Raw genomic sequence first — 21,021 nt, forward strand, 5'->3', positions numbered from 1 at the left:
TTCGGATTTCTTCGTTCGAGCTTAAGATGGACTTATGCTCGACCCACGCAAGCTCCACCTGCTCCGCGAGCTGGCCAGGCGCGGCACGATCACCGCCGTGGCCGAGGCGGTCACCTTCACCCCCTCGGCGGTCTCGCAGCAGCTCAGCGCCCTGGAACGGGAGGCGGGCGTGCCGCTGCTGGAACGCACCGGGCGCACGGTCACGCTCACCCCGGCCGGGCTGCTGCTGGTCGAGCACGCGCAGGCCGTCCTGGAACAGCTCGAACGCGCCTCGGCCGCGCTCGCCGCCGCCCGGGGCGGGCCGTCGGGGCCCCTGCGGATCGGCGCGTTCCCGACGGCCACCCGCGTGCTGCTGCCGCCCGCGCTCGCCCGCCTGGCCGCGGACTGTCCGGGGCTGGAGCCGATGGTGGCCGAGATCGACCCCGCCGACGTCTCGGCGGCGCTGCGGGCGGGCGAGCTCGACGTCGCCCTCGTGCACGAGTACGACTTCGTGCCCCCGGTCACCGACGCCTCCATCGAGACCGAGCCGCTGTTCACCGAGCCGATGTACCTGACCGACCGGGCCCGCGTCCTCGACGCCCGCGACGACCCGTGGATCATGGGCAAGCCGGGCACGCTCTGCCACACCATGGCGATCAGGGCCTGCCAGGCGGCCGGGTTCGAGCCCCGGGTCCGGCACCACATCGACGACTTCGACACCGTGCTGGCCTTCGCCGCCGCAGGTCAGGGCGTCGCGCTCGTGCCCAGGCTGGCGGCGCTCACCCCGCCGGACGGCGTCTCGCTGACCCGCCTGCCCCTGAGCCGCCGCACGCGGGCCGCCTTCCGCCGCGGCTACGGCGACCACCCGGCGGTCCGCGCGGCCGTCGCCGCCTTCCATACGGCCGCCACCGCTCTCCCCCTCTGACCGCGCGGGCCCTCCGCAGGCCCCGCCGGTCCTCCGGGCTAAGGGGCGGGCCTGCCGAGCAGGCCCTCGGCGAGGGCGGCGAAGCTGCGGGCGAGCCGCGCGCTGTCCCCCGCCCGCAACCGGCTCGCGATCGGCTCCATGTGCAGGGACCCGAGCAGCAGGTGCGCGATCTCGTCCGCGTCCACGTCGGGGCGGCCCTCGGTGATCAGGGCGGTGACGTGCCGGTGCCAGCCGGTGTAGATCGGGTTGGTCTCCCGGGGCTCGGATCTGCTGGTCGCGACCGCGTGCTCGTGCGCGGCCACCAGGTTGCCGTTGCGCGCCGCCAGCTCGGCCACCGCGCCCAGGAAGGCGACCAGCCGCTCGACGGGCGGCGCCCCGGGGCCGAGCGGCGGCGGGCCCTCGGCCACCGCCTTGTCCAGCTCGCGGGCCCGCTCGCTCATCAGCTCGCGCATCAGCCCCGTACGGCTGCCGAACCGGTGGAACACCGTCCCCTTGCCCACGCCGGCGGCCACCGCCACCCGCTCGACGGAGACCTGCTCGGGCGGGTGGCGGCGGAGCAGCTCCTCCGCCGCCCGCAGGATCGCCCGCCTGTTGCGCGCGGCGTCGGCCCGCTCTTGACGTTCCATCCGGTCATTGTTGCCCATGGACAAACTTGACCAGCGGTCCATATATTAACTGGACCAACGGTTCAGATAGAGACGGGAACAACCATGCGCGCCATTCAGCTCGACGCCCTCGGCGGCCCCGAGACCCTGCGGCCGGTGGACCTGCCCCGCCCGCGCCCCGAGGCGGGCCAGGTCCTCCTCCGCGCGCGAGCGATCGGCGTCGGCTACGCCGAGACGCAGATCCGCTCGGGCGCGCTGCCGTTCCCGCTGCCGCTGCCCGTCGTGCCCGGCGCGGAGGCGGTCGGCGAGGTCGTCGAGACCGGCGAGGGCGTGGACGACGGCCTGCTCGGCACCGTACGCGTGGGGGTGACCGGCGGCCTCGGCGCCTACGCGGAGTACGTGGCCATGCCCGCCGCCCTGACCTGCCCCGTCCCCGAGGACGTGACGCCCCTGGAGGCCCTGGCCGGGGCCGCGCCCGGCGCGATCGCCCTCGCCCTGCTGCACCGGGCGCGGCTCGGCGGCGGGGAGACCGTGCTGGTCGAGGCGGGTGCCGGCACGGTCGGCGGCTACGTGGTCGCGCACGCCAAGGAGTTCGGGGCGGCCCGGGTGATCGCCACCGCGGGCTCGCCGGCCAAGCGGCAGCGGGTCCTCGACCTGGGCGCCGACCAGGCCCTGGACCACGGCGACCCGAGCTGGCCGGACGCGCTGCCGGACGTCGACGTGGCCTTCGAGTCGATCGGCGGCGCGTCGGCCCGGCGGGTGCTCGACCGGCTCGTGCCCGGCACCGGGCGGATGTTGTCCTACGGCATGCTGAGCGGCGAGCCCGCCGCCGTCACGGCCGCCGACCTGATGGAACGCGGCGTGACCGTCGTCGGCTGCAGCGGCCCCGGCTGGGCCGGCCAGGTGTTCGGCACGCACTATCCCGAGATGCTGGCCCGGCTCGGCTCAGGACGCAGCCGCGCCGTCGTCCACGAGACCCTGCCGCTGGCCGAGGCGGCGAAGGCCCACCGCCTCCTGGAGTCGCGCGCGGTCACGGGCCGCGTCCTGCTGGTGCCGTGAGCGGCTCAGCGGTCGAGGACGGCGTCCAGCACGGCCGTCGCGCTGACCTGCTCGGCGTTGTAGTCGCCGGCCGTCACCGCGACGACCAGCTCCTCGCCGGGCAGCACGAGCAGCCGCTGGCCGCCGTTCCCGATGGCCTCGGTCCACGGCCGGTCGCCGGTGCTCACGTACCACTGGTAGCCGTAGCGGAAGTCGCCGTCGATGACGACGCGGGGCCGCGTCATCTCGCGCACCCACTGCTCGGGGACGATGCCCAGCCCGCCGCCGAGCACCAGCCGGCCGAGCGCGGCCAGATCGAGGGGCCGCAGCCGCAGCCCGGCCGCGGCCATCGCCACGCCGTCCGTGCCCTTGACCCACTCGGTCCTGGTGATCCCGAGCGGCTCGAACAGCGCCTTGGCGGCGTACTCCTCAAGCGGCTCGCCCGCCCCCCGCGCGATGAGCCCGCCGAGCAGGGCCGCGGTGCCACCGCAGTACAGCCACCGCTTCCCGGCCTCCTCGACCACCGGACGTTCCAGGACGAACCGGTACCGGTCAGGAGCGAGCTCCATCGCGATCTCGCTGTTGGCCGGGCTCGTGTACGGCAGGTCCTCGTTCCAGTCGATCCCGAGCGTCATGGTGAGCGCGTGCGCGACGGTGAGGTGCGCCCGGCCCGGATCAGCCACCAGGTCCGGATATTCGGGGAACTGCTCCACCAGCCTGGCGTCCGGCGGCGGCACCAGCCCGTCGCGCAGGGCCACGCCGTACAGCAGCGCGACCACGCTCTTGGTGACCGACCGCACGTCGTGCAGCGTGTCGCGGTCGAAGACGGCGTGCCGGGGGTCCTCGCCGATCCGCTCGTCGACGCCCGCGCCGTAGTGCTCGACGACGACCTCGCCGCCCCGCATGACCACGACCCCGTGCAGATTGGGCGCCGTGCCGGCCTTCAGGACCGCCTCGACCCGCTCCGCCATTCCCATGATGTCCTCCTAAGCCCGGGGGACATCCTGTCGTACCCGCTCCCACGATGTCAGGGTCAAGGGCTGAGAGCGTCCTCAGCGTCTCTCAGGAGGGGCACAGCGGCGCGGGAGCAGGCTTGGTTCCATGGAGCAACTCGTGAACAGCCCCGCCGTCAGCCAGGGTCTGCGCAAGGTCGAGGCCAGGATCAGGCGGCTCAGCGGCTCGTCCGCGCTGCCGGGGATCAACGCGGGCGCCGGGCGGATCGTCAGCGCCGGAGGCAAGCGGTTGCGTCCGGCCCTGACGCTGGCGACCTCGCTCGCCCTCGGCAAGGCCCCCGACCGCCGGGTGATCACGGCCGCCGCGTGCGTGGAGCTGATCCACGCCGGCTCGCTCGTGCACGACGACCTCATGGACTGGGCGACCGAGCGGCGCGGCACCCGTACGCTCAATGCCGAGCTGGGCGCGGGCAAGGCCCTGGTGATCGGCGACTTCATGCTGGCCAGGGCGGGTCTGGCGGCCATCACCGCGGTGTCCAGGCCGGTCGCCGAGGTGCTCGCGGCCACCGTGGTGGAGCTGGCCGAGGGCCAGTACCTGGAGACGAGCGACCTGTTCAACCCGGCCAGGACCAGGGAGAGCGCGCTGCGTTCGATCACCGGCAAGACCGCCGCGCTGTTCCGGGCCGGCTGCCTGGTGGCGGCCGTCTGCGCGCGGGCTTCGACCGAGGACCGGGCGCGCGTGGCGGCGTACGGCGAGAAGTTCGGGCTGATCTTCCAGGTGCTGGACGACCTGCTCGACCTGACCGCCTCCAGCGCCCAGCTCGGCAAGCCGGCCGGCAACGACCTGCGGCAGGGCGTCTACAGCCTGCCGCTGCTCCTGTCCGGCACCGATCTCGGCGACCTGCTCGGCCGCGACATGAGCGACGAGCAGGTGGACGAGGCGCTGCGCCGGCTGCGCGCGGGCGACCTGGTGCCCAACACCCTGGAGTTCTGCCGCGGCCTGGCCTCGGACGCGCTGGCCGCCCTCCCGGTGATCCACGACAGGGAGATCGCGGCCCTGCTGTACGGCCTCCCGACGGCCTACATCGACCACGTCGCGGGGGTGTCGTCGCAGTTGACGGGCGTCAGTTGAGATTTGTTGGAACAATTGGTAGTAATCGCCTCCACAACCCGGCGAATCGCGCTAATACTGGAGTCACGCACTACAGGAGCGCACATGCGAAAGATCCCCCCTCGCATGATGATCCGGGACGACGGGCTTGAGTCCAGTCACTTCCTCCAGCTCGCCGCCGTGGACTTCACCGGCATCTACGCGGTCCACCTGGCCGCGAAGGAAGAACGACTGAAGATGACCAGGCTCGCCATGAGCCTGTTGTCTGGGCCGTTCCTCGCGGCCATCGCCCTGACCAGCGCCAAGGTGGTGGACCCGCAGAGCCTCACGGAGTGGCAGCGCGTGCCGTGGTACCTGTTCGCCCTGGTCACGGCGTTCGGGGTGCTCAGCGTGCTGCCGTTCCTGCGGCTGATCGAGGCGGTCCGCGCCCACGCCAGGACGGCCCGCGCGATCAACAACTTCCGCCTGCTGTACGCCTCCAGGCTCAAGGACCGGCTCGGCTGGAGCCCGAACCTGCCGATCGACCCCCGCTTCCCGGAGACGTACGCGCCGCTGGCCTGGCCCGGGATCAACGTGACGACCCTGGCGCTGGCGAACTCGGCCTACCTGACGGTGGGCCTCACCGGCCTGTGCGGGCAGGCGCCCAACCTGCTCCTGCTCACCTTCGGCATCCTCCTCGTCACGCTGGTCCACTACGCCGTCTACTACGTGCGCTGCAACGTGACCAGGCGGCGCCGGCTCCCGCGCGACCCCTACGAGTTCCCGGATCAGGAGACCTGAATGCCCGGCCCTGCGTCATGGGCGTCATGTGGGGAGGCGTGGATGTGGATGATGCGACATGTCTGGGCGGCGGGCACGCTCGCCGACGACGACCGCGGCCCCGTGATCGAGGCCCCGTCCGTGCTGTTCGAGATCGCCGAGGTGCGGGGCGACGACCCGATCATCGCACGGTACGGCGACGCGGAGCGGCTGGCCCTGTACAGCAGGAAGTTCAGCGAGGACGTGATCGTGCCGCCGTTCAAGTACAGCTACGGCGCCCGGATCAGGGGGCAGCTCGCCTGGGCGGCCGACCTGCTGCGGGTCAAGCCGTACAGCAAGAGCGCGTGGATCTCGCTGACCATCCCCGGCGAGCCGTACGACGCGGTGCCCTGCCTGATCGGCGTGGCGTTCCGGATCCGGGACGGCGCGCTCGCCATGACCGCGACCTTCCGCTCCCAGAACGCCTTCACCAGCTACCTCAACTACCTGCCGCTCGCCGAGGTGCACGCGACCATGGCCCGCGACCTGGAACTGGACCGCGGCCCGATGCGGGTGTTCGTGGACGTGCCGCACCTGTACCTGGCCGACAGCACCCAGGTGCTGCGGGTCATGCGGCCCGCGCGGCGGTGAGCGGCGCGGCGATCTCCTCCAGCCCCTTGCGCTCGGCCTTGACCCCGAAGGCCAGCTCGACCAGCCCCGCGACGATCATCACGATCGCGCCGATCGAGAACGCCAGCGCCGTGTCGCCCGGCGCGCCGCTCTCGACCAGCGAGGCGAACACGAGCGGGCCGGCGATGCCGCCGGCGGCCGTGCCGATGGCGAAGAAGAACGCGATGGCCATCGCCCTGGTCTCCATGGGGAAGATCTCGCTCACCGTCAGGTACGCCGCGCTGGCCCCCGCCGAGGCCACGAAGAGCACCGCGGACCAGCAGAGGGTCAGCGTCATCGCGGTCAGCGCGCCCTGGTTGAACAGCCAGGCGGTGCCGAGCAGCAGCACCCCGGAGCCGATGTAGGTCGCCGAGATCATGGGGACCCGGCCGACGGTGTCGAAAAGCCTGCCGAGCAGCAGCGGGCCGAGGAAGTTGCCGACCGCGATGATCGCGAAGTAGTAGCCCGTGTGCGAGTCGATCTTGAAGAACGTGGTCAGGATCTGGGCGTACCCGAAGGTGATCGCGTTGTAGAGGAACGCCTGGCCGATGAAGAGCGACAACCCGAGGACCGTGCGCTTGGGGTAGAGCGCGACCATCGTGTGCGCGATCCTCAGGAAGCCGATCGACCTGCGCTGGTGGATGGTCATCGACTCCTGCGGCTCGGGCAGGTCCCGGCCGATCTGACGTTCGATGTCGTCCACGATCTGCTCGGCCTCGCGGTCGCGGCCGTGGATGAACAGCCAGCGCGGGCTCTCCGGGACGTTCCTGCGCACCAGGAGGATGGCCAGGCCGAGCACCACGCCCAGCCCGAACGCCACCCGCCAGCCGATGTTGACCGGCAGGTCGTTCAGCAGCGGCACGGTCAGCAGGGCGCCGCCCGCCGCGCCGAGCCAGTAGCTGCCGTTGATGAGGATGTCGATGCGTCCCCGGTGGTGGCTCGGGATCAGCTCGTCGATGGCCGAGTTGATGGCCGCGTACTCGCCGCCGATGCCGAAACCGGTCATGAAGCGGAACAGGAAGAACCACCAGGCGTCGAAGGACAGGGCGGTCATCAGCGTCGCCGCGAGATAGACCACGAGCGTCAGCAGGAACAGCTTCTTCCTGCCGAACCTGTCGGTCAGCCAGCCGAAGAACAGCGCCCCCACGCAGGCCCCGGCCACGTAGAGGGCCGCGGCGAGGCCGGCGACCTGCGCCTGGGTGATGTCCAGGCCGCTGCCGGGCTTGGCGAGCTGCCCGGACAGGTTGCCGACGATGGTGACCTCCAACCCGTCGAGCACCCATACCGTGCCGAGACCGATGACGATCATCCAGTGCCAGCGGGACCACGGCAGCCGGTCCAGCCGTGCGGGCACCTTGGTGGTTACGGTGCCGGTATCCACATCGCTCATAAGGGCACTTGGGTACCCGGTAAACGGATGGCAAACGTTCCCTACAAGGCAGGTTTTCTGGCCTCGACCAGGGTGGTGCCGAACCAGGGGCCGCCGTACCACAGGCGGGCGCCCAGGTCGCGCCGGCGGATGTCGATCACGTCCAGGTCGCGCAGGGCGTCCTCGTAGTCGGGCGCGTACCGGAAGTCCGCGATCAGCATGAGCCCGCCGGGCCGCAGCACCCGATGGGCCTCGCCGATCGCCCGCCGGCGGCCTTCGGCGGAGGGGATGTTGTGGATCGCCAGGCTCGACACGATGACGTCGAACGCGCCGTCCTCGAACGGCAGGTCGCGCATGTCGCCCGTGACCAGGTCGATCCGGTCGGCGACGCCTTCGGCCGCGGCGTTGGCCAGGGTGACGGCCGCGGCGTTGCCCGACTGGTCCTTCGAGCTCCACAAATCGACGCCGGCCGCCCGTCCGGAGGTGAGCCGGGCGGCGGCGGCCAGCAGCACCGCGCCGCGTCCGCAGCCGAGGTCGAGCACCCGCTCACCGCCTTCGAGCGGCTCCAGCAGCTCGGCCCAGACGGCGAACTTGCCCCGGCGCGTCGTGTAGAGGTAGCTGGCCGCGCTGGCCAGCGTGTAGAGCCCGCCGAAGGCGAAGGCGATCCCGGCGGCGGGGATGTCCAGCACGAAGGAGAGCGCCGCGAGAGCCAGCAGGACGATCGCCCCGAAGAGCAGTCCGCCGAGGGCCCACGGCGCGTCGAATCCGTAGCTACCGTGTCGAGTGCTCACTCTCACGTTATATCTCAAGAGGGTCTTGACCGGGAATTGAGCAAACACTTCCCCTTCACCCTCAATTGGCCCGCAACGCAATAACTATGGTGACTTGGATGGGCTGGCATTGGGGGTTTGACCAGGCATGACAGGGAAACAACGCGAATTCGGCCTAGGAGCGAGCATCGCGCTGACGGTGGCGTCGGCCGCGCTGTGGGGGGTGGCGCACCTGGCCACCCACCGTCACCGGATGGGCATCGCCCTCATGGCGGCCTACGTGCTGATGCTCGCCGGCGTCCTGACGGTGTTCACCGCGTTCAGCACCCGCCTGCTGTCGCTGGCGGTCCAGCCCGGCTGGCTCACCGTGCTCACCGTGGCGCTGGTCGGGATCGCGCTGGCGTGGACCGCCGTGATCATCCGGTCGTTCCTGCTCGTCCGTCCCGACTCCTCCGACACCGCCGGACGTTTCCTGACCACCACTCTCGCGGCCGCCCTCTGCGCGCTCGTCCTGGCCCCCACCGCGTACGCCACCCGCATGGCCTACCTGTCCCGCGACGTCGTCAGCCACGTCTTCGCCACCACCACCAGCAGCGCGCCCGTCGTCGCCCAGGACCCGTGGAACGGCGCGAAGCGCGTCAACTTCCTGCTGATCGGCGCGGACGCCGCCCCCGGCCGCCCCGGCGTGCGCACCGACAGCATGACGGTGGCCAGCGTGGACACCGAGACCGGCGCCACCACCCTGTTCGGCCTGCCGCGCAACCTGCAGAAGGTCCAGCTCCCGCACGGCCCGGCCAGGAGCCGTTTCCCCTTCGGCTTCACCGGCGACGGCCCCAGCACCCCCGGCCTGCTCAACGAGATCTTCCAGTACGCCGAGGACCACCCGGAGATGGTCCCCGGCGTGGGCAAGGGCAAGCGCGGCCCGTCGCTGCTCAAGCGCACCGTCAGCGACATCCTCGGCATCCCGGTCAACTACTACGCCATGGTCGACATGAAGGGCTTCGCCGAGATCGTCGACGCGATGGGCGGCGTCCGGGTCACCGTCAAGGACCCCATCGTGTACGGCAAGTACCGCGAGGGCCTGCTGCCCGCGGGCACCCGCAAACTGTCCGGCGAGGAGGCCCTCTGGTACGGCCGGTCCCGCACCGACAGCGACGACTACGTCCGCATGGGACGCCAGAAGTGCCTGCTCAACGCGGTCGCCAAGCAGGCCGATCCGATGACCGTGCTCAAGAGCTTCGAGAAGCTGGCCGCGGCCACCAAGCGGGCCATCTCCAGCGACGTGCCCCAGGACCTGCTGCCCGCCCTGATCGAGCTGTCGGACAAGGTGAAGGACACCAGGATCCGGAGCCTCAGCTTCGTCCCGCCGCTGATCAGCACCGTCACGCCCGACTGGTACCTGATCAGGCGGAAGGTCTCCGAGGCCCTGGACGAGCGCCCGGCCAACCGGTCGGCGAGCGCGCACCACTCCGCCGCCCCGCCCCAGGACCCGGAGAACCCGGTCAGCCTGGACGCCGCCTGCGGCTGAACCTCACCTTTCCGACAGCCATCACCCCAGCACGGAGTGTGGCATGATGGTGCGCGGGCCCAACGGAAACGATTTTCATCGTCATTTCAGGAGCGCACGTGAGAGTGGCATTCGTCGGCAAGGGCGGCAGCGGGAAGACGACGATCTCGGCGCTGTTCGCGCGGCACGTGGCGGCCCAGGGCGACCCGGTGGTCGTCATGGACGCCGACATCAACCAGCACCTGGCCCTGGTGCTCGGCCTCAACGCCCAGCCCGAGCCGCTCGGGGCCCACCTCACCGAGATCAAAGACCTGCTGCGCGGTGACAACCCGCGCATCGCCTCGGCCGAGACCATGGTCAAGACCACCCCGCCGGGCCGCGGCTCGCGCCTGCTGGGCTTCGACGACCTGGCCGCGCTCGACTACGCCGTGACCACCCCCCATGGCCTGCGCCTGCTGGCCACGGGCGCGTTCGACGACGACGACCTCGGCGTGGCCTGCTACCACTCGAAGGTCGGCGCGGTGGAGCTGCTGCTCAACCACCTGGTCGACGGCCAGGGCGAATACGTGGTGGTCGACATGACCGCCGGCTCCGACTCCTTCGCCTCCGGGCTGTTCACCCGGTTCGACCTGACCTTCCTCGTCGCCGAGCCCACCAGGCAGGGCGTGAGCGTCTACGAGCAGTACCGCGACCACGCCGCCAAGTACGACGTCGCGCTCGCCGTGGTCGGCAACAAGGTCCACGGCCCGTCCGACGTGGAGTTCCTCCGCGCGCACGTGGGCGACGACCTGCTGACCTGGATGGAGCACTCCTCGGCGGTGCGCGCCATGGAGCAGGGCCGCCACTTCACGCTCGACGACCTGGAGCCGGCCAACACCGAGGCGCTGGCCGTCCTGCGCAAGACCCTCGACGCGCAGGAGAAGGACTGGCCGCGCTTCGGCCGCCAGACCGCCGAGTTCCACCTGCGCAACGCCCGCGCGTGGGCCAACGCCCGCACGGGAGCCGACCTGGCCGAGCAGATCGATCCTGACTTCGTCTACGGCCCCTAAAACGCACCTCCAGGGCTCTGGAGCTACCCACTTCTCCCACATAACGTCAGATTCGATCCCCTTCGAGAGGAGACAGCATGTCGCTGACCGTCCCGAACGATCTGCTGGACCAGGCCCGAGCCGGAGACGTGGACGACGCCGCGTTCGTCGCCTGCGTCCGCGACTCACTCCCCTACGCGTGGTCGCTGATCAGCGAGCTGGTCGCCGAGCGCGCGCAGAGCGGAGCCGAGTTCACCGACAACCAGGTGCCACCGCCGTCCGAGGAGGCACGCGGCCAGCTCCTGCGGTGTCTGGCGAGCGACGCGATGCGCGGCGCGCTCGAACGCCACTTCGGCGTACGGCTGGCCTTCCAGAACTGCCACCGGGTCGCCGTCTTCGACCCGTCGGCCACCAAGGCCCTCGACGAGTTCGTCACCCCGCGGGCCCAGATCCTCAACCAGAAACCGGAGCTGGTCGACTGCTGAACCCATGGGCGAGCCGGGCCGTCCCGGCTCGCCCGTCAGCCCTCCAACAGGGGGAGGACCTCGGCGCCGAGGCGGCGCACGTCCTCCAGGGCCCGCCGGTGGTCGCCGATGCCCTCCACGGTCAGGATCACGTGCTCGATCCCGGTGCTCTCGGCCGTGCGCCGCAGCACCTCGGCGCAGTGGGCGGGCGAGCCGACCGGATGGATGCGCGTCAGCAGGTCGACGTAGGCGGTGACGTCCCGGGAGGGGCGCGGCCGGCCGTCCACCGGCACGTAGCCGGCCAGCCCGGGGCCCAGCCACGCGGGCATCGACTCCTTCAGCTCCCGGACGGCCGCCTCGGTCGTGTCGGCCACGTGCGCCACCCCTGCCGCCAGGTGCCCCGCCGGGCTCCCGCCGCGCGCGACGTGCTCGGCGACCAGCAGGGCCTTGTCGTGGTCGCCGATGTGCATGCCGAGCAGCATCGGCAGCCCGCGCTCGGCCGCCAGCGCCACCGTCGGGCCCGACGTGCACGCCACCACGGGCCGCAGCCGGGCACGCGGCACCAGGGTGACCTCCCTGAACCGGAAGAACTCCCCCTCGGCCGCCACCGACCCCGCGGACAGGGCCTCGACCAGCAGGTCGAGCGACTCGGCGAAGCCCCGCTCGAACCGGTCGAGCCCGGTGCCGAACACCTCCAGGTCGACCCACGGGCCGCCCCTGCCGACGCCGGGCGTGAACCGCCCGCCCGACAGGTGGTGGAGCATGGCCGCCTGCTCGGCCAGCGCCACGGGATGCCGGCAGGACAGCACGCTCACCGCCGTGCCGAGCCCGATCCGGCTGGTGCGCCCCGCCGCCACGGCGGCCAGCGTGACCGCCGACGGGCACACGCCGTAGGACATGAAATGGTGCTCGGCGATCCAGGCGTCGTGGAACCCGGCCGCCTCGGCGGCCTCGATCAGCTCCACCGAGTTCCGCAGGACCTGCCCTGGGTCCTGGCCGGGAAAGCAGGCCGCGATGACGAAGATCCCGATCCGCACTCCCCCGATCCTACGGCTCAGCCGAACAGCGCGGCCTGCCCTTCGCCCACGAGCGGATCCCTGACCTGCTTCAGATGCCGCCACTGCGGCAGGTCGTCCAGGTAGGACCAGGAGAGCCGGTGGTGCGGTGTGGGACCGAGCCGGGCCAGGGCGTCCTGGTGCGCGGGCGAGGGATATCCGGCGTTCTCCGCGAAGCCGTACTCCTCATGCCCGATCGTGCCCATGTAGGCGTCCCGCCGTACCTTGGCCAGGACCGAGGCCGCCGCGACCGAGACGCTGGCCGCGTCGCCCTTGATCTCCAGGCGGACCGGCCAGGGTGCGCCGATGTAGTCGTGCTTGCCGTCGAGGATCACGGCGTCGGGGCGCACCGGCAGAGCTTCGAGCGCCCGGCGGGCGGCCCTGCGCAGCGCCTCCGTCATGCCGAGCGCGTCGATCTCGGCGTGGCTCGCCTCGCCGAACCCGATGCCGGCCGCCCATGCGGTCAGCTCGCCGGCGAGCGGGCCACGCTTGGCGGCCGAGACCTGCTTGGAGTCGGTCAGGCCGGGCGGCGGTTCGGACAGATCGGTCACGACGGCGCAGACCGTCACCGGCCCCGCCCACGCGCCCCTGCCCACCTCGTCGACGCCCGCGACCGTGCGGGTGCTCGGCATGGACAGCAGGAGCTGCTCGATCTCGTACGTCGGCGCCATGGGCAGACGCTACCGCTCGGCCGGGGTCACCGGTTCCAGATCACCGGCGATGTACCGGGCGGCCACGTGGATCGCCCGCAACGTCACCGACACCGACGGCCGGTGCACGCTGGACCTGCGGGCGACCGCGTGCACGTCGCGGCCGACCGGGTTGCCGGGGAACTCCCTGACCGCCAGCCCGCGCACCCCGGCGGCCAGCGCGAGCGCGGGCACCGCGGCGATGCCGATGCCCTTGGCGACGAGGGACAGGATCGTCCCGAGCCCCTCGAACTCCCAGGGCGTCGGCCGGGTGCCGCCGACGTCCACGAACAGCCGGTCCACGGCCAGACGCGAGGGCTCGCCGTCGGGGGTGGCCATCCACGGCTCGTCGCGCAGCTCGCGCAGGTCGAGCGGCACTCCGGGGTCGGCCAGCCGGTGCCTGCGCGGCACGACGAGCACGATGGGGTCGCGCAGCAGGGGGAAGACCCGCAGGCTCTCGCTCTCGCGGACCGACCCGTACCAGTCGTCGACGAGGGCGATGTCCACCTCGCCCGACTGGACCTCCCGCATGCCGCGCCCCGACCTGCTCTGGCCCAGGCGGAGCGTCAGCTCGGTGTGGCGGCGCAGCGAACGCGCGAGCGCCGGCGCGAATGCCACGGCCGCTGTGGGGAAGGCGGTGACGACGACGCGCCCCGAGGGGGTGCCCGCATGGGCGGAGAGGTCGGACTCGGCCTCCTCGACCATTGACAGGATGCGTTCGGCGTGCTGGACGAGCCGGCGTCCGGCGTCGGTCAGCTCCGCGCTGCGCGCGGTTCTGTCGATCAGCGCGGTGCCGGTCTCCCGTTCCAGCGCCGCGAGCTGCTGGGAGACGGCCGAGGGGCTGTAGCCCAATGACTCGGCGGCGGCCGCGATGCTGCCCCGGCGAGCGAACTCACAGATCAGCGCCAAACGCCGGAATTCGAGCATCAGACTTCCTTACGCCTACCCACAAAAAGCCTCGCTTGTACTGATGCCTTCATACAACCACCCTGGGAACGTGACAAACATGACCGTGACCTTGTCCGCCACCTTGGCGGCGAACGAAGACATCGAACGAAGACGGCGCGCTGGGGAACGCGTGCTGCACCTGGCCTTCGGTGAGGCCGGTCTGCCCGTCCACCCGGCGCTGCGCGACAAGCTGGCCGCCGCTTCCGAGCGCAACGGCTACGGGCCGGTCGCGGGCGCGTCCGGGCTCCGGGCCGCGGCAGCGGGCTACTGGACACGACGGGGGCTCCTGACCGACCCCGAGCTGGTCGTCTGCGGACCTGGCAGCAAGTCGCTGCTGTACGGCCTGCTCCTGGCGATCGGCGGCGACATCGTCCTGCCCATGCCCAGCTGGGTCAGCTACGCCGCGCAGGCCGATCTGGTGGGCTCCCGTCCCATCCTGGTGCCCGCACCGCCAGGAGAGGGCGGGGTGCCCGACCCCGACCTGGTCGTCGCGGCGGTCCGCAAGGCCCGCTCGGCGGGCAGGACGGTCAGCTCCCTGCTGGTCACGCTGCCCGACAACCCGACCGGCCGGCTGGCCACGCCGGAGACCGTCGCCCGCCTGGCGGCCGTGGCGCGCGAGCTGGACCTGATCGTGATCTCCGACGAGATCTACCGCGACCTGGTCCACGACGAGTCGGCCGCCTACACCTCGCCGGCCGACCTTGCGCCCGAGCGCACGATCATCACCACCGGGCTGAGCAAGAGCCTGGCGCTCGGCGGATGGCGGATCGGCGTGGCCCGGCTGCCCGAGGGCGCGCACGGGCTGCGCACCCGGCTGCTGGCGGTGGCCAGCGAGATCTGGTCGGCGCCGGCCGCACCCGTCCAGGAGGCCGCGTCCTACGCCTTCGACGAGCCGCGCGAGCTGACCGACCGGGTCGCCGGCAGCCGGAGGTTGCACGGCATCGTGGCGCGGGCCGTCCACGAGCGGTTCACGGAGATCGGCGCCTCGGTGCCGCGACCTCAGGGAGGCTTCTACCTCTATCCCGACCTGAGCCACCTCAGGCTCGGCGGCTCCGCCGAGATCACCCGGATCCTGCTGGACGAGCACGGCATCGGCGTCCTGCCCGGACACGCCTTCGGCGACGACCCGTCGGCCGCCCGGGTACGCGTGGCGGTGAGCCTGCTCTACGGCGACTCGCCCGAAGAACGACTGACCGCGCTGAACAGCACAGATCCCCTTCAATTGCCATGGATCGCAGCGAATCTGAACCATCTGTCCATGGGCCTGAAGGAGCTCGCCCTGGTCCGTCACGGCGTCGTGGGTGAACGTCACCCGGCGCTGGTGCCGGCACCATGTCACGGTTAGGCGAATCTTTCCCCAAGAGCTGGTTTACCATCCACCAAATCAGCCCTCTGACCTGCGGAAACACCGCACATCCAGAAACCCGGGAAAGATGGCTTCGAGAGCCTGGTTACGCGCGCGCCGCGCGAGCCTCATCATGTGCTCATGCCCGCTCTTGTCACCTTGTCCGGGCGCTCCGTGCGCCTGGAACCTCTCAGCCACGCGGTGATCGACGATCTCGTCGCCGCGGCGAGTGAAGACCGCTCCACTTACGCCTTCACTCGCGTCCCGGACGGCCGGGACGAGATGGTCTCCTATGTGGAGGCCGCCATGGCTGAGCAGGCGGAGGGCCGCACGCTGCCCTTCGCCATCCGGTGGCTGAACACCGACCGCGTGGTCGGTGCCACCCGTCTCATGCACCTGGAGTATTGGCAGGGCCCCATGCCCTGGCCTCCGGGTACACGGGGTGCGGTGGGCGACATCCCGTCCGTGGCGGACATCGGTTACACCTGGCTGGGCGCCTGCGCCCAGGGCACCGGCGTCAACCGGGAGAGCAAGTTCCTCATGCTCTCACTCGCCTTCGAGACCTGGAACGTCCACCGCATCACACTCAAGGCAGATGTCAGGAACGTCCGATCCCGGGCCGCCATCGAGGCCCTCGGCGCACACTTCGACGGGGTGCGGCGAGCGGATAGCCGAGGCGCCGACAACACGGTCCGAGATACGGCCTTCTACTCGATCCTGAACTCCGAATGGCCGCTCGTCCGAGAACGGCTGGCCATGCGGCTCGGACTGGTAGAGGCAGCGTAGGAACATCGGCAACGGCCCCGCCCATACTTTCCGGGCGGGGCCTGTATTTTTCTGCGTCCCCATCGGCTCTACATGACACGCCCCCGTGTCGGTGCGCCATGTACGGCCTGCCATCAGCATGCGGCGGCACGGTCAACACCTGATCAAAGGCGGATCAACGGTTCGTTCCGGCGATCAGCCCAGTTCTAGGTGGTAAGCGGTACTGGATCTATCATTTGGACACAAATCGTTCCATTGCCCGGGAGACAGACGGCATGGCTGGTCAGAGCGTTGAGGGCGGGCTGCGGTTCGCCGTGCTCGGTCCCGTCCGCGCGTGGCGCGAGGGGCAGGAACTCGACCTGGGCACCCCGCTGCAACGTTCGATCCTCGGCATGCTGCTCCTGCGGGAGGGCCGCGCGGTCACCCCCGCCGAGATGATCGACGCCGTGTGGGGCGAGGACGCGCCGCCCCGCGCCCTGGGGGCGCTGCGCACGTACGTCTCCCGCCTGCGCACGGTGCTCGAACCCGACAGGCCCGCCCGCTCCCGTCCCGAGCTGCTGACCTCCATCGGCCGGGGCTACGCCCTCCGCCTGCCCGACGACGCGCTCGACCTGACCCGCTTCGAACGCGGCCTCGCCGAGGCCGAGACCGCCCGCAAGGCCGGCCGGCTCTCCGCCGCCGCCGAGGGCATGCGGGCCGCGCTGACCCTGTTCGAGGGCGAGCCGCTGGCCGGCGCCGTCGGCCCGTACGCCGAGCACCAGCGCGACCGCCTGGCCGAACGCCGCGTCAGCGTCATCGAGACGCTCATGGACCTCGACCTGGAGCTGGGCGGGCACGCCGCGGTCGTGTCCGAGCTGATCGCCCTCACCGCCGAGCACCCCCTGCGCGAACGGCTGCGCGCCCAGCTCATGCTGGCCTACTACCGGTGCGGACGGCAGGGCGACGCCCTCAACGTGTTCACCGAGACCCGCGAGGCGCTGATCGACGAGCTGGGCATCGAGCCCGGCAGCGAGCTGACCGCCCTCCACCAGCGCATCCTGGCCGCCGACCCGGCGCTCACCCTCGTGCCGCCGCCCGCCGCCCCGGCCGAGCAGGCCGCCGGCGAGCCCGAGGCCGAGGAGGAGCCGCCCGCGCTCGAACTGCCCCGCCCGGCGCAGCTCCCGGCCGCGGTCGGCGACTTCACCGGGCGCAAGGAGGTGGCCGTCCGCGTCCACACCCTGCTGTCCGCGCAGTCGTCGGCCGAGGGCGTGCCGGTGGTGGCGTTGTGCGGCATCGGCGGCGTCGGCAAGACCACGCTGGCCGTCCACGTGGCGCACGCGGCCGACGACCTGTTCCCCGACGGCCAGCTCTACGCCGACCTGCGCGGCCACAGCGACGAGGTGACCGCCCCCGAGTCGGCGCTCGGCGGCTTCCTGCGCGCGCTCGGCATCCCGCCCGACGTCATCCCCGACGGCCTGGCCGAACGTTCGGCGCTGTACCGCTCGCTGCTGTCCGACCGGCGCATCCTCGTGCTGCTGGACAACGCCCGCGACGCCGACCAGGTCAGCCCGCTGCTGCCGGGCTCGCCGGGCTGCGCGACGATCGTCACCAGCCGGGCCAAGCTGGCCGACCTGCCCGCGGCCCGGCTGATCGACCTCGACGTCATGGAGCCGGACGAGGCGCTGTCGCTGTTCTCCTCCGTGGCCGGGCCCGAGCGGGTGGCGGCCGAGCACGGCGCCGCCATGGACGTGGTCGCCGCCTGCGGTTTCCTGCCGCTGGCCGTCCGGATCGTGGCCGCCCGGCTGGCCGCCCGCCCCTCCTGGACGGTCGCCTCCCTGGTGCCCAGGCTGGCCGACGAGCAGCGCCGCCTCGACGAGCTGCGCGTGGGCAACCTGGCCGTCGAGGCCACCTTCGCGCTCGGTTACGGCCAGCTCGAACCGGCCCAGGCCCGCGCCTTCCGCCTGCTGTCCCTGCCGAAGGGCCCCGACATCTCGATCGGGGCCGCCGCGGCCGTCCTGGCGATGAACATGTACGAGGCCGAGGAACTGCTGGAGTCGCTGGTCGACATGAGCCTCCTGGAGGCCACCGCGCCCGGCCGCTACCGCTTCCACGACCTGCTCAGGCTGTTCGCCAGGCGCGTCCTGGACAAGACCGAGCGTCCCGAGGACAAGACGCTGGCGCTGCGCCGGCTGCTCGGCTTCTACCTGGCCTCGTCCCGGTCCGCCCACCGGCTGGCCTACGAGGGCAGCATGATCCCCGACAACCTGGCCGTGGTCGGCAGCGGGCTCACCTTCACCACCGTCGACGAGGCCGTGGCCTGGCTGATCTCCGAGGGCGACTCGCTGTTCGCGGCCATCAACCAGGCCGCGACCACGTCCACCGCCGGCGAGCAGCTGCTGCCCGCCGCCGACATGCTGGTGGCCATGGAACCGCTGCTGGAGGCCGGCACCCACACCCGCGAGTTCGACCAGGGCACCCGCGCGGTGCTCGCCGCCGCGCTGAACCTGGGCGACGAGGCCAGCGAGCTGCGCTCCCGGTACGTGCTGGGCCGGGTGCTGTTCGCCGGCAACCAGCTCTCGGAGTCCGAGACCCACTTCCGCCGCGTGTACGAGCTCTCCGACACCCGCGGCGAGAAGATCGTCACCGGCGAGGTGCTCAACGCGCTGGCCGTCGTCGTCGGCCGGCAGCGCCGCCACACCGAGGCCCTCACCCTGTTCGACGCCGCCTCCCGCTACTACCGCGAGAACGGCGTCCCCGCCGGGGAGGCCCTGGTGCTCAGCTACTCGGCCCGCGACCACCTGGGCCTCGGCCACGCCGAGGACGCCATCGCCGCGGCGGAGAAGGGCCTGGCCATCTTCACCGAGATCGGCAGCGGCGCCGGCACCGCCCGCGCCCGCTACCACCTGGGCATCGTGCTCAGCCGGGTCGGCCGGCTCACCGAGGCGGTGCACCACCACGCCGAGTGCCTGGCCTTCTTCCGCTCCAGCAAGCAGCGGGTCTGGGAGCAACGCGTGTGCTCCCGGCTGGCCGAGACGTTCATCGCCGCCGGGCGCTACCCCGACGCCGTGCGCCACGCCGAGCAGGCGCTCATGGTCTCGCGCGAGATCGGCCACCCCTACGGCGAGGCGCTCTCGCTCACCGTGCTCGGCCGGGCGCTACGCGGACTGGGCAGCCTCGCGCGGAGCCTCGACTGCCTCAGGCAGGCCTACGACGTCTTCACCAGGCTCGGCGCCCCCGAGGCCGGCGACCTGAAGCTCCTGCTGGACAGCGTCGCCGTCGAGCGGTCCGTCGTCGAGTCCTGAGTACAGCTCGTCGTCCAGACGTGTCATCCACACATGGTTGATCAAGGCTGTCCTTAGTCAATGCCGATGGCAGCCCGGCCGGTCATCCTGACCGCCACGCGTCGCCAGGGGGCCCGGTCATCCGGATGCTTCGCGTGACGGCTAGCCGCCTCACACGGACGACCGGCCGGACTCGACGCGGACCTTCGAACCCCCCAGGCCCGCGTCTCGGTCAGAAGCCTCCACCGGCGCGGTCAACGTCGGATCAACGGTGAATCAAAGCAGGAAATAACCCTCGGCGATGAGCGGCCGGATCGCGTCGGCGTTGGGGATCTCGCCGTCGCCGACCAGCTCGGCGATCACGTTGAGCAGCGGGCCGAGCGCCAGCTCGCCGTCGCACACGCCGGCCAGGGCGGCCTCGACGGTGCCGACCTCCCTGCTGCGCCGCAACCCCTGCGTCTGGCGCAGCACGATGCGGATCGGGTCCTCGGCGCCGGGCAGGCCGACGCGTTCGTCGAGCACCCCGTCGGCCGTGCGCAGCAGCGCCGCGTCGAGGTCGGCGGCGCGGTGGGCGGCGGCGATGGAGTCGAGCACGTCGTCGACGTAGTCGCCGACCGGCAGGGCCACCTGGTGGGGCAGGTGCTCCACGCGCACGACCGGGTCGAGGGTGCCCGAGTTGCGCATGGTGATCCAGCCGAAGCCGATGCCCTCGACCTTGCGCTCGTCGAACCAGGCCAGCCACCGGTCGTAGTGGTCGGTGTAGCCCTTGGTGCCCTGCTCGGCCGCGTCCTTGAGCCACAGCTCGACGTATTCGGCCGGATCCTGCACGTCACGCTGGACGACCCAGGCGTCGCAGCCGGTCTCGCGCAGCCAGCCGCCGACCCGGTCGTGCCAGTCCTCGCCCTCGACGTGCAGCCAGTTGGCCAGGAAGTGGGCCTGCCCTTCGGGCGCGAGGTGGCGCGGGGTGCGCCGGACCAGGTCGCGGCAGAAGTCGTCGGCCTCGCCGCCGGACTCGCGGTAGGTCAGCGTGCGCTCGGCCCCGGGGGCGATGACGAACGGCGGGTTGCTGACGACCAGGTCGAACAGCTCGCCCTCGACCGGCTCGAACATCGACCCCACCCGCGCGTCGACGCCCGTCACGCCGGACAGCTCCCAGCTCAGCCGGGCCAGCTCCACGGCGCGCGGGTTGAGGTCGGTGGCCACCACCTGCTCGGCCCGCCCGTCGAGGTGGAGCACCTGGACGCCGCAGCCCGTGCCGAGGTCGAGCGCGCGCGCGACGGGCCGGCGGCTGACGAGCTGGGCCAGGTTGGCCGAGGCGCCCCCGGCCCCCACGACGTGGTCGGCCCGCAGCGCCGGGTCGCCGGGCCGGACCTTGCGGTCGGAGACCACGTAGCCGCCGGTCTCCCACGGCTGGAGGTGCACGGTCGCCCTGATCAGGTCGCCGTCGGCCGACACCAGCCCCGACTCCAGGACGGCGGGCGGCACGGACCTGGCCGGCACCGGCACGCCGAGCCACCAGAGCCTGATCAGGGTGCCCAAGGGGTCGCCGTCGGCGGTCGCCCGCAGGGCCGGGACGAGCTCCTCCCGCGCCAGGGCCGAGGCCGCCATGGCGCCGAGCCGGTCGCGGACGCCGTCGATCGTGTAGCCGGTTTCGAGGAGGTGATGGCGCAGTCGTTCCACGGACACCATCCTTTCACCAGCCACCGACAGTGCTCATACTGTTACTTACGCGCCCAAGCGTTCTGCAAGCCATGGACAAGTGGGTGGCGGTATCTCTAGGGGTGCAAGACGCCGTACCGAGGA

At 71.8% G+C, this 21,021-nt stretch carries 19 protein-coding genes; 11 read left to right on the forward strand and 8 right to left on the reverse strand.

Annotated elements, in window-relative coordinates; translation table 11 throughout:
* The first annotated feature begins 34 nt into the window (after positions 1-34).
* Entirely contained in the window at positions 35-904 is an 870-nt protein-coding gene (locus AB0J46_RS18290; protein WP_364332882.1) for a LysR family transcriptional regulator, read from the forward strand.
* Positions 905-942: 38 nt separating this feature from the next.
* Here the strand turns inward: AB0J46_RS18290 and AB0J46_RS18295 are convergent, their stop codons facing one another.
* Positions 943-1,530, reverse strand: a complete 588-nt coding sequence (locus tag AB0J46_RS18295) for a helix-turn-helix domain-containing protein (protein ID WP_358291395.1) — start codon at positions 1,528-1,530, stop codon at positions 943-945.
* An 84-nt stretch (positions 1,531-1,614) separates the two neighbouring features.
* Between AB0J46_RS18295 and AB0J46_RS18300 the strand changes: the two genes are divergently transcribed.
* Positions 1,615-2,568, forward strand: a complete 954-nt coding sequence (locus AB0J46_RS18300; RefSeq protein ID WP_364332885.1) for a zinc-binding dehydrogenase — start codon at positions 1,615-1,617, stop codon at positions 2,566-2,568.
* A 5-nt stretch (positions 2,569-2,573) separates the two neighbouring features.
* Here the strand turns inward: AB0J46_RS18300 and AB0J46_RS18305 are convergent, their stop codons facing one another.
* Positions 2,574-3,524 (reverse strand): serine hydrolase, encoded by a 951-nt coding sequence (locus tag AB0J46_RS18305; protein ID WP_364332888.1) that lies wholly within the window; start codon positions 3,522-3,524, stop codon positions 2,574-2,576.
* A gap of 124 nt (positions 3,525-3,648) precedes the next feature.
* On the opposite strand from AB0J46_RS18305, the gene AB0J46_RS18310 reads away from it, so the two are divergent.
* The 3 genes from AB0J46_RS18310 (at position 3,649) to AB0J46_RS18320 (ending at position 6,000) form a co-directional block, all read left to right on the forward strand.
* The gene (locus tag AB0J46_RS18310) at positions 3,649-4,632 is read left to right on the forward strand and encodes a polyprenyl synthetase family protein (RefSeq protein ID WP_364332891.1); all 984 of its coding nucleotides are present in this window, start codon (positions 3,649-3,651) and stop codon (positions 4,630-4,632) included.
* Positions 4,633-4,716: 84 nt separating this feature from the next.
* Positions 4,717-5,391 carry a hypothetical protein gene (locus tag AB0J46_RS18315; RefSeq protein WP_352362137.1) on the forward strand — a complete coding sequence of 225 codons (675 nt, stop codon included), beginning with the start codon at positions 4,717-4,719 and terminating at the stop codon, positions 5,389-5,391.
* A gap of 48 nt (positions 5,392-5,439) precedes the next feature.
* The gene (locus tag AB0J46_RS18320) at positions 5,440-6,000 is read left to right on the forward strand and encodes a hypothetical protein (protein ID WP_364332894.1); all 561 of its coding nucleotides are present in this window, start codon (positions 5,440-5,442) and stop codon (positions 5,998-6,000) included.
* Here the strand turns inward: AB0J46_RS18320 and AB0J46_RS18325 are convergent.
* Entirely contained in the window at positions 5,978-7,408 is a 1,431-nt protein-coding gene (locus AB0J46_RS18325) for an MFS transporter (RefSeq protein WP_364332897.1), read from the reverse strand. The two genes, AB0J46_RS18320 and AB0J46_RS18325, sit on opposite strands and share 23 nt — an antisense overlap.
* Before the next feature lie 41 nt (positions 7,409-7,449).
* Positions 7,450-8,178, reverse strand: a complete 729-nt coding sequence (locus AB0J46_RS18330) for a class I SAM-dependent methyltransferase (protein WP_364332900.1) — start codon at positions 8,176-8,178, stop codon at positions 7,450-7,452.
* Between the two features lie 127 nt (positions 8,179-8,305).
* Between AB0J46_RS18330 and AB0J46_RS18335 the strand changes: the two genes are divergently transcribed.
* The 3 genes from AB0J46_RS18335 (at position 8,306) to AB0J46_RS18345 (ending at position 11,177) form a co-directional block, all read left to right on the forward strand.
* Positions 8,306-9,685, forward strand: a complete 1,380-nt coding sequence (locus AB0J46_RS18335; protein ID WP_364332903.1) for an LCP family protein — start codon at positions 8,306-8,308, stop codon at positions 9,683-9,685.
* A gap of 98 nt (positions 9,686-9,783) precedes the next feature.
* A complete protein-coding gene (locus tag AB0J46_RS18340; protein ID WP_364332906.1) occupies positions 9,784-10,713 on the forward strand; it encodes an ATP-binding protein in 930 nt (309 codons plus the stop codon).
* 77 nt (positions 10,714-10,790) lie between these two features.
* Complete coding sequence (locus AB0J46_RS18345; RefSeq protein WP_364332909.1) at positions 10,791-11,177, forward strand: SCO5389 family protein; 387 nt, start codon at positions 10,791-10,793, stop codon at positions 11,175-11,177.
* Between the two features lie 35 nt (positions 11,178-11,212).
* On the opposite strand, the gene AB0J46_RS18350 is transcribed toward AB0J46_RS18345, so the two are convergent.
* Genes AB0J46_RS18350 through AB0J46_RS18360 form a run of 3 tightly spaced genes read right to left on the reverse strand, consistent with a single transcriptional unit; the run spans position 11,213 to position 13,827 of the window.
* Entirely contained in the window at positions 11,213-12,193 is a 981-nt protein-coding gene (locus AB0J46_RS18350) for an LLM class flavin-dependent oxidoreductase (protein ID WP_364332912.1), read from the reverse strand.
* 17 nt (positions 12,194-12,210) lie between these two features.
* The gene (locus AB0J46_RS18355) at positions 12,211-12,882 is read right to left on the reverse strand and encodes a ribonuclease HII (RefSeq protein WP_352318371.1); all 672 of its coding nucleotides are present in this window, start codon (positions 12,880-12,882) and stop codon (positions 12,211-12,213) included.
* A gap of 9 nt (positions 12,883-12,891) precedes the next feature.
* On the reverse strand, positions 12,892-13,827 hold the full coding sequence (locus AB0J46_RS18360) for a LysR family transcriptional regulator (protein ID WP_352362154.1): 936 nt from the start codon (positions 13,825-13,827) through the stop codon (positions 12,892-12,894).
* Between the two features lie 79 nt (positions 13,828-13,906).
* Between AB0J46_RS18360 and AB0J46_RS18365 the strand changes: the two genes are divergently transcribed.
* From AB0J46_RS18365 to AB0J46_RS18375, 3 genes are all read left to right on the forward strand, one after another.
* Positions 13,907-15,193, forward strand: coding sequence for a pyridoxal phosphate-dependent aminotransferase (locus AB0J46_RS18365; RefSeq protein WP_364332916.1), 1,287 nt, complete (start codon positions 13,907-13,909; stop codon positions 15,191-15,193).
* 141 nt (positions 15,194-15,334) lie between these two features.
* Positions 15,335-15,979: a GNAT family protein gene (locus tag AB0J46_RS18370; RefSeq protein ID WP_352318377.1), complete on the forward strand. Its 645-nt coding sequence runs from the start codon at positions 15,335-15,337 to the stop codon at positions 15,977-15,979.
* 254 nt (positions 15,980-16,233) lie between these two features.
* The gene (locus AB0J46_RS18375; protein WP_364332919.1) at positions 16,234-19,239 is read left to right on the forward strand and encodes a BTAD domain-containing putative transcriptional regulator; all 3,006 of its coding nucleotides are present in this window, start codon (positions 16,234-16,236) and stop codon (positions 19,237-19,239) included.
* A gap of 255 nt (positions 19,240-19,494) precedes the next feature.
* On the opposite strand, the gene AB0J46_RS18380 is transcribed toward AB0J46_RS18375, so the two are convergent.
* Entirely contained in the window at positions 19,495-20,907 is a 1,413-nt protein-coding gene (locus AB0J46_RS18380; protein WP_364332922.1) for a methyltransferase, read from the reverse strand.
* Positions 20,908-21,021 lie beyond the last annotated feature (114 nt).

The organism is Nonomuraea sp. NPDC049758, from assembly GCF_040674635.1.
GTDB lineage: Bacteria > Actinomycetota > Actinomycetes > Streptosporangiales > Streptosporangiaceae > Nonomuraea.